Consider the following 682-nt stretch of genomic DNA (forward strand, 5'->3'; position numbering starts at 1 on the left):
AGCAGTGTTCAGCGTAAATGTATCAGTAACCTGTCTGAACCTCATGAGCGCGCCGGGGGCGGGTAAGACGTCTTTGCTGGAGAAAACCGTGGTCGCTCTTGCCGGCTCGCTGCGCCTGGCGGTGATCGAGGGAGACATGACGACCCAACTGGACGCGGAGCGGTTGCGTCGCTACGGGATCCCGGTGATTGCCATCAACACGGGGCGGGCCTGTCATTTGGATGCGGCCATGGTGGCCGGGGGCTTGCAGCAATTGGAAGCACTGCTGGATCCCCAACAACTGGATTTGCTGCTGGTGGAAAATGTCGGCAACTTGGTCTGCCCGGCGGAGTTTGAGGTGGGGGAACACGCCAAGGTAGCCCTGCTCAGCGTCACAGAAGGGGAAGACAAGCCTCTCAAGTACCCAATCATGTTTCGAGAGGCGGATTGTCTGCTGATCACCAAAGTGGATCTGGTTCCTGTGTTGGAGGTGGATTTGGATCGGATCCAGGCCAATATCCGCGAGATCAACCCTTCTGTGCCGATTTTTTGTCTTTCTGCCAAGACGGGTGACGGGCTGGAGCCCTGGCTGGGCTGGATCCGAGAGCAGATTCTCCTTGCCCAACACCGACGGCAGCCGCAGTGAAGGGTATCATACTGAGCATCTAGCCGTGGAACTGATACATTTACGCTGAACACTGCT

The 682-nt window shown here is 57.5% G+C and carries 1 protein-coding gene; it reads left to right on the forward strand.

Going from position 1 to position 682, the window contains the following annotated elements; genetic code table 11:
• Positions 1-43 precede the first annotated feature (43 nt).
• Positions 44-625, forward strand: coding sequence for a hydrogenase nickel incorporation protein HypB (gene hypB, locus NW818_RS12650; RefSeq protein ID WP_148202779.1), 582 nt, complete (start codon positions 44-46; stop codon positions 623-625).
• Positions 626-682: the final 57 nt, after the last annotated feature.

The organism is Synechococcus sp. R6-5, from assembly GCF_047461775.1.
GTDB lineage: Bacteria > Cyanobacteriota > Cyanobacteriia > Thermostichales > Thermostichaceae > Thermostichus.